This is a genomic window from Fastidiosipila sp. (assembly GCA_012511175.1).
Lineage (GTDB): Bacteria > Bacillota > Clostridia > Saccharofermentanales > DTU023 > UBA4923.
The window spans coordinates 1-7,891 of record JAAZGO010000023.1; the positions used below are offsets into that span (position 1 = coordinate 1).

Genomic DNA, 7,891 nt, shown 5'->3' on the forward strand with positions numbered 1-7,891 from the left:
ACCGGTTATGCTTTCACCGGCTGGTCGGGCACGGACATCTCCGGTCAAGCCATAGAAGTCACCATCCCGGGAGGTTCCACAGGCAACAGGACCTATACCGCGCACTTGCAGCCTCTGTCTTTTTCCATTGACTATGACTTGCAAGGGGGGACCGCTAACAATCCGGCAAGCTACACCATCGAAAGTAATGACATCCAACTGAATCCACCGCAAAAAACCGGTTATGCTTTCACCGGCTGGTCGGGCACGGACATCGCCGGTCAAGCCATGGAGGTCACCGTCCCGGGAGGTTCTACAGGCAACAGGACCTATACCGCGCACTGGCAGCCTCTGTCTTTTTCCATTGACTATGACTTGCAAGGGGGGACCGCTGACAACCCGGCAAGCTACACCATCGAAAGCAGCGATATCCGGCTGAATCAGCCGAAGAAGAGCGGCCACGCTTTTATAGGCTGGTCGGGCACGCGCATCTCCGGCCTGGCCATGGAGGTCACCATCCCCAAGGGTTCTCTGGGTGACAGGCTATACTCGGCCCACTGGGAGGAAATTACGGGATTGCAAGCAAGCTTTTCCATGAACCTGGGCGACAGCATCACCTGGGATCCCAAGCCCGACGGCGGCACCTGGGAGTGGGATCCCGGATTCTTTTCGGCCAGCTTCAACAGTCCAGCCACCTTCACCGCCCTGAAGGCCGGAAGCTCCACCATTACCTACCTGGTAGGCGGCGGCTCTCAAAGCGTCACTGTGACCATCCTGGCGGCTGAAAAGTCTCCGGCCACCGGACAAAAGGTATGGACCAGCTGGCTGACGGGGCTCTGTTGGCTGACCTTGGCAGCAGGGACGCTGATCTGTTGGAAAAGAAGGAAAATCTCATTTCTTGATTAATCGGAGGGTCCCCAGTTCTGACCGGGGACCCGGCCCTTCCTGCCCCGCTGTTTCCTTGGAATGCCGGTCGGTTTTGCCGGCGCCTCAGGCCTGATCCACAACCACCCTTCCCCGATGAAAACAGAGGAAACAGTCTTCAGGTCGTGCCCGTTTCCCTCGTCTTGAAAGATGTTGTATTGTAACATGGTCATTGCCGATTAAGATTCAATACAGATGGTTTTCGAGGCCAGCCTTGCATTATTTATTTGATATACAGCGTCTTAGCATGGAAAACGGACCGGGACTCAGGACAACCCTGTTTTTCGCCGGCTGCCCATTGTCCTGTCCCTGGTGTCATAATCCTGAAGGACAGCCCGATCAGCCTGTACTCCTTTATTTCCAGGATCGCTGCATCAAATGCGGCAACTGTGAACATGTCTGTGTGGACAATGCGCTGGACTATGATCCTGAAACAGGTCCCAAAATCAATTACAGCAACTGCACTGGCTGCGGCAAATGCGCCGATGTCTGCCCCGCAGAGTCCTTGTTGATGAGTGCAAAACAATACTCTGTCAAGGATATCATGCAGATCGTTTTACGGGACAGGCCGTATTATGACCGATCTCAGGGTGGAGTGACCTTATCCGGCGGCGAACCACTTGCTCAAGACGTAGGGGCATTGGAAGCGCTGATGAAAGAGATCAAAAAAGAGAAGATCAATTTATCCATTGATACCAGCGGGGCAATACCCCGCCTCAATCTGGAAACAGCATTAAAATATGCTGATTCCTTTCTTTACGATCTGAAACATCTTGACCCGATCAAACATAAAGAATTCACAAAGTCTGATAACCGGCAAATTCTTGACAACCTGATCTGGCTGTCAAAACAGGATACGGTCATTCATCTTCGAATCCCTGTCATACCTGGCTTCAACGGCGAAAAGGAAGAACTGGAGGCGATGGCTGACTGGATCGCAGGGAATATCACTCCTGAGACGATCGCTCTTTTGCCTTACCATCTTTTTGGCAGAAGCAAATACGTTCGAATGGGTCTTGACGGTCAAAGAGCATTGTTCAAGGTACCCTCCGGTGACTTCATGAACAAGGCGTTACAACTCTTCTTAGACAAAGGCCTGAGTCAGACAGGTATTGGGGGTGCCATTCTGGCATCAAAGGTTAAGTGAATGCAAATTTGTCCATGCAATCGAATACATCGATCAAGGGAGTCAGGCGAATCAAAATGGAAAAACGTGGCATGAATGAGAGAATTCAAAAACTGCGGGATGTGTCTGTTTCGACGCAGCCCGTCATCTCCATGGAAAGAGCGCAAATCGAAACTGAAGTTTATAAAAAATACCAGGGTCAGGTATCTGCGCCCGTCTTGCGCGCGCTCTTTTTAAAAGAGCTGATGGAAAAAAAGGTTCTCTACCTTGGCGAAGATGAACTGATCGTCGGCGAAAAGGGGGAACATCCTCAAGCTGCCCCCACCTTCCCGGAGCTCTGCTGCCACACCCTGGAGGATATGGAGGTCATGGATCGGCGCGAACTTATTTCCTTCAAAGTGAAAGAAGACTATTTTGCCATCCAGGAAAAGACCATTATTCCTTATTGGGATGCCCGCTCCACCCGCACCATCATTCTCAATAAAATGACTGAAGAGTGGAAAGACGCCTACAGGGCAGGTATCTTTACCGAATTCATGGAACAAAGGGGACCGGGCCACACCGTTGGAGCGGACGACATTTATGCCAGAGGCTTCAATGACCGGATTGCTCAGATTGACAGGGAATTACAAAATCTGGATTATCTGACCGACCCGGAGGCACCGCGTAAAGCCGAACAGCTGAAAGGAATGCGTATTGCCTGCGAAGCCATTATTGCGCTCGGCAGGCGTTACAGTGACTATGCCGCCGAACTTGCTGCCAGGGAAGAAAATCCTGAACGCAAAAAAGAACTATTGCAGATCTCAAAAAACTGTGAAGTTGTTCCAGCAGAAAAACCGCAAACTTTCTGGCAGGCCATCCAGATGTATTGGTTCGTCCATCTCGGTGTTACCCTGGAGATCAATCCCTGGGATGCCTTCAGTCCCGGACGTCTGGATCAGCATCTGATTCCCTTCTACCGTAAAGATCTGGAAGACGGCATCCTGGATGATACCAGGGCCAAAGAGCTCCTGCAGGCCTTATGGGTCAAATTCAATAACCAGCCCGCGCCTCCCAAGGTCGGCATTACCTTGAAAGAAAGCAGCACTTACACGGATTTTGCCAATATCAATACCGGTGGTATTACCCCCAACGGCCAGGACGGCGTCAACGAGGTCAGCTATCTGATTCTTGACACCATGGAGGAGTTACGCCTTCTACAGCCCAGCTCCAATGTGCAGATCAGCCGGAAGACACCCGATCGTTTCCTGCATCGGGCCTGTGAAATAGCACGCCAGGGTTGGGGCCAGCCCGCTTTTTACAACACGGAAGCAATTATTCAAGAACTTCTCAATGCGGGCAAGTCGTTGGCGGATGCCCGTTACGGCGGGGCGAGCGGCTGTGTGGAGACCGGATGCTTTGGCCGTGAGGCCTACATCCTGACAGGCTATTTCAATCTGACCAAGATTCTGATGCTCACCTTGAATGACGGCTTTGACCACTACTCGGGCAAACAGCTGGGCCTTCGTACGGGGAAAGCGGAGAGCTTCAAGAGTTTTGAGCATTTGATGGCGGCTTATGCCAAACAGCTTGAGTATTTCCTGGACATCAAAATCGCCGGCTCCAACGTCATTGATGCGATTTTTGCTGAAAAAATGCCTGTTCCCTTCCTCTCGGCCATCACCCTGGATTGCATCGGCAAAGCCAAAGATTATAATGCGGGCGGGGCAAGATATAATACGAATTACATCCAAGGTGTAGGTATCGGTACCGTGACCGACTCAATGACAGCCTTGAAATATCATGTCTTTGAAAAGAAGAGTTTCACCGTCACAGAGCTGATGAAGGCTCTTGAGGACAATTTTGAAGGACATGAGGCATTACGCTCCAGACTCCTGCTGAAAACACCTAAATATGGCAACGATGACGATTATGCTGACCGCATCATGCGTCAACTATTCGATATTTTTGCCAGGCTGGTAAATGGCAGGCCGACCAATAAAGGCGGCGAATACAGAATCAATATGCTCCCTACAACAAGTCATGTCTATTTCGGGAGTGTGATCGGCGCAACACCGGACGGGCGCTGCGCTCATAAGCCACTATCTGAAGGAATCTCCCCTGTTCAGGGTGCTGACCATCAGGGGCCTGCCGCAGTGATCAATTCGGCGGCCAAGATGGATCATCTTCGCACAGGCGGAACTCTCCTCAATCAAAAATTCACTCCTTCGCTGGTAAAAGGTGAAAATGGCCTGAATATGATGGGCAATCTGGTCAGGACCTATTTTGACAAGGATGGCCATCATATCCAATTCAATGTGATTGACAAAGAAACCCTGCTGGCCGCGCAAAAAAAACCCGAGGAATACCGCGACCTCATTGTGCGTGTGGCAGGCTACAGTGACTATTTCCGCAACCTTGACCAGGAACTGCAAAACGAAATTATCGCCCGCACGGAACAGGAACATTTCTAAAGAGCAGCAAGGGAAGCACCGGCAAATACGGTGAGGAATGCAGCACCGCCGGGAACCAAAGTGATTGAGCGACCGGAAAGCTCCGCCCCACAGGGGGCAGACATGATACGGTATGGCATCCTGCGCCAAAACGAAGAGCGGCAACGGTATCAGGTACCGTCGCCACTTCATCTTGTCTCTCAAATCTTTATTTATTTAAAGATGGCCGATTATTCCAGGAACCTATCGCTCATTCCATGCATCAAGGTTGACCGTAATCATATAACCAAGCTTGTTCAGGTCGTCGTTCTCATCAGCTGAAAAACCCAGACTTACCGTTCCTGTTACATCATGAACAAATACCTCATACTCACTAAAGAAAGGCTCCTCAAGCTCAAAACCCAGTTTTTCAAGTTCAGCCACGAAAAAGTCATGAATTTCTTTTGCACTTCCAGCATCCTCATACATCCACATCCAATGTAACCCTTCATTAAAAGCGGCGGTTTCCGTATCAAAAGTCATAACCGCACCAGGATAAACCGGCAAACCTTCAGGTAAAGCTTTTTCCGGCTGATAGACATCGTCAGGGTCTTCATGCTCTACGGGTGTTTTTGTAACTAGACCCTCCGTGTCACCGATTGAAGGAACGATTGCCTTACTATCAACGGGTTCATTCGATTTATTGCTGCTGCATGCGGCCAGAGTAAAAATTAAGACAAGACAACAAATAACAATTATTTTTTTCATACATCCGCTCCTTTTCCGTGTCTTTCCTTTCAACCGGTCCTTCTTTTTCAGTTGACAAGCTTTTTCCATATCCTCCTATCCAGAAATCTTCAGATGGAATTCTTGAATCAATACTTGACATCATGAATTCAATGATAGCATGGAGTTTTTTAAATGAAGTTTTGAAGCAAAAACCTGATGAATATGATGTATTTTTCGTGAGAAGACCGTCCCCAAATAAATCAAAAACTTAGGCATAGGCCACATCAACTCTGCCGGGTTTTTATATGCCCTTACTGGACATCAAGCGCCGGAATGAAGACTACTTCTGAAAAGTGAACCCCTGCTTGCTTGTTGGCGTTTCTTGAACACATCAATGATATTGGAGCGGTGATTTGAGATTAGGGTCAACTATTCGGGTCATGATCCCACGCGCGAAAAAGCAGTCGATGTCACTTCAAACCAGCTGCTGGAATGATGCGCCTCAGGAATCGTTTACCGGCCATATGCAAGATGGCATTTTCATTTCCCCGTGCGAACCATTCAATGACATTCATAACGTCATCAGGAATTGAGCTGATTATTGCGATGACCGCTGCCAATGGGATCCAGCAGGATTAACACCAAGAGAGTACAACAAATATCTTATATGAGGAGTCATTGGGAACTTGCGGGCAGGCAGCAATTTCGTTTCTTCCTCAGCCCCATCAAAATCATGGGCCAATCGGGTTTCGGCGCAGGGTCGAACGCCAGGAACGGCCCAAGAAAATGTCCGCACCCCAAGAGAAGGGCAAGTGGTCAGGTTGATGCCACATTCAGCCCTCTTGCGTTGGCTCGATCAATACAAGGCTCAAGAACAATCGTACTCGAGCCAATGCATCAGGTTTTTCGCCGTTTCAAGAACAACGAGATGAAGATGCCAATCAATGCTGCACCGACAACTGACAGAAGGATAATGACAAACAAATTGTTGTTTCTTGGATTGTCTCGGTCGTCTGAATTGTTTATATCATTCGCTGTCAGTGAGGTGTCTTCTTTTAGGGTCTCTGAGTTGCTGGATTCCTGGCTCGACGGTTCAATTGACGTCGCCTCGGTTGTCGGTATCACTGTTGTCTCCGGGATAACCGTGTTGGTCGAAGTCGGTGCAGGAGCTGCTGTTGATGTTGATGCAGCTGATGACATTGGTGCAGGAGCCACTGTTGTTGGGGCAGCTGACGAAGTCGGTGCAGGAGCCGATGTTGGTGTTGGTGCTGCTGATGGCGTTGGCGTAGAGGCCGCAGTTAATGTTGGCGCAGGCACTAAAGTAGGCGTCAGGGATGCTTTTGTTTTAAAGGTTGTAAAGTACGCTGACCTGCCTGATTGACCCGACATAAGCTGATCGACTGTAAAATATTTGAGATTGACCTGATATTCTGTGCCAGGTTGCAGCCCGGTAATCGTCGAACTCAATGAACGGTCGTCGTTGAAATGTTTCAGCAGGTCAAATTCAGCTTCAGGATAGCTTCCGGCCGTATCCTTGACTATGATCCACAGGCGTTCGATCATATTCCCATTTGTCTTAATCTCTGTGACGACTTGACAACTGTTACGCGATGGCGATAGATCATCTATGCAACCATATGGTTGATCCAATAATTCTACGTACTTTGTTTCGGAGTATTTTGTTATGATTTTTGAATCTGGATCGGTTGGATTCAGCTTATAGCGAATGTATGACTGAACCGGATATTGCTTACACGAGCCGTCTTGCTTGATCCAGGAAGTAAACGGATTGCTGGCAGAAGTCACTTCAACATCATTCCAGTTTCCATAATAGTTATATCGAAAGCCTTTTTCAACGAAATAAAACAAGGTCGATACCGATCCGGAAAGCTTAAAGCCATGGCAGCCGACATACGATATGTCTACGGTTGCAGTCGCCGGCTGTGGGGGAATCTGGGCTGCTGCCTGTGGACCGGTCTGTGTCACGATGAGCAGCACAACCATGATCAAAATCGCAATCGACAATGAAGACGGTTTAAAAGATTGTTGTCTTCTCATATCAATTTCCTTCTTTCTACCCTCACATATGGGTACTCCCAATCTTATTTTTTGCACATTTGCCTTACTCGACAGGATATTTCGGGTACTCCCGCGGGCGGGGATTCCCCCAATTGCCACTCGGCCCGTGGCCCCTCTTCTTCCAATTGGATTTTCATCTCATGTTTCTCCAGGTGCTTCATGCTCATATTCAGTGCCGTCTGACGGTCTTCCTGGACATGATTCGCCCGTAACATGGCCGCCACCAGTTTCATCTTTCCGCGGGGGACAACCGACAGGGCATTACGGGCGAAATGAACGCCGCAACGCTGGTATCGGGGGTCAGGGTAGATGGTATGATCCGCTTCCAATAGGCCCAAGCATTTATCCCAATTAAGAGCTGAGTGCCTCGATGGCCTCGCTCTTTGAGATCAACCAGAAAGTTAAGTCAGGACTCCTTGTCTGCTCGTGTAGATGCTAGCCTAAAAATGCACAGTTTCGATGAGATAAGAATGTACAAAAGTGATGGGAGTGGTTAGAGTTCTTACCAAAGATCAATTCGAGGTAAGAACATGCACTATCCGATCAAATTTGATACAAGCGTGGAGGTAAAAGCTCTCACGGATCTGCCGAGACTGAAGATCATTTTGGAGGCAACAAACTTGAAACCCAACATGAGTAAGAT

General features: G+C 49.0%; 5 protein-coding genes and 1 pseudogene. 3 read left to right on the plus strand and 3 right to left on the minus strand.

The window, feature by feature from the left end; translation table 11 throughout:
* The 3 genes from GX839_04570 to GX839_04580 all read left to right on the plus strand — a co-directional run.
* On the plus strand, positions 1 to 885 hold an 885-nt coding region (locus tag GX839_04570; protein NLB04732.1), incomplete at its 5' end, for a hypothetical protein.
* Between the two features lie 265 nt (positions 886 to 1,150).
* Entirely contained in the window at positions 1,151 to 2,050 is a 900-nt protein-coding gene (locus GX839_04575; protein NLB04733.1) for a glycyl-radical enzyme activating protein, read from the plus strand.
* A gap of 56 nt (positions 2,051 to 2,106) precedes the next feature.
* On the plus strand, positions 2,107 to 4,482 hold the full coding sequence (locus tag GX839_04580) for a glycyl radical protein (GenBank protein ID NLB04734.1): 2,376 nt from the start codon (positions 2,107 to 2,109) through the stop codon (positions 4,480 to 4,482).
* A gap of 222 nt (positions 4,483 to 4,704) precedes the next feature.
* On the opposite strand, the gene GX839_04585 is transcribed toward GX839_04580, so the two are convergent.
* The 3 genes and pseudogenes from GX839_04585 to GX839_04595 form a co-directional block, all read right to left on the minus strand.
* Positions 4,705 to 5,208, minus strand: a complete 504-nt coding sequence (locus GX839_04585; protein ID NLB04735.1) for a hypothetical protein — start codon at positions 5,206 to 5,208, stop codon at positions 4,705 to 4,707.
* Between the two features lie 858 nt (positions 5,209 to 6,066).
* Complete coding sequence (locus tag GX839_04590) at positions 6,067 to 7,227, minus strand: hypothetical protein (GenBank protein ID NLB04736.1); 1,161 nt, start codon at positions 7,225 to 7,227, stop codon at positions 6,067 to 6,069.
* 44 nt (positions 7,228 to 7,271) lie between these two features.
* Positions 7,272 to 7,595 (minus strand): annotated as a pseudogene (locus GX839_04595) (hypothetical protein).
* Between the last annotated feature and the right edge of the window lie 296 nt (positions 7,596 to 7,891).

Excerpts from the sequence above, each read along its gene's own strand:
- GX839_04575 (NLB04733.1), top strand. The coding sequence starts at position 1,151 with ATGGAAAACGGACCGGGACTCAGGACAACCCTGTTTTTCGCCGGCTGC.
- GX839_04580 (NLB04734.1), top strand. The coding sequence starts at position 2,107 with ATGGAAAAACGTGGCATGAATGAGAGAATTCAAAAACTGCGGGATGTG.
- GX839_04585 (NLB04735.1), bottom strand. The coding sequence starts at position 5,208 with ATGAAAAAAATAATTGTTATTTGTTGTCTTGTCTTAATTTTTACTCTG.
- GX839_04590 (NLB04736.1), bottom strand. The coding sequence starts at position 7,227 with ATGAGAAGACAACAATCTTTTAAACCGTCTTCATTGTCGATTGCGATT.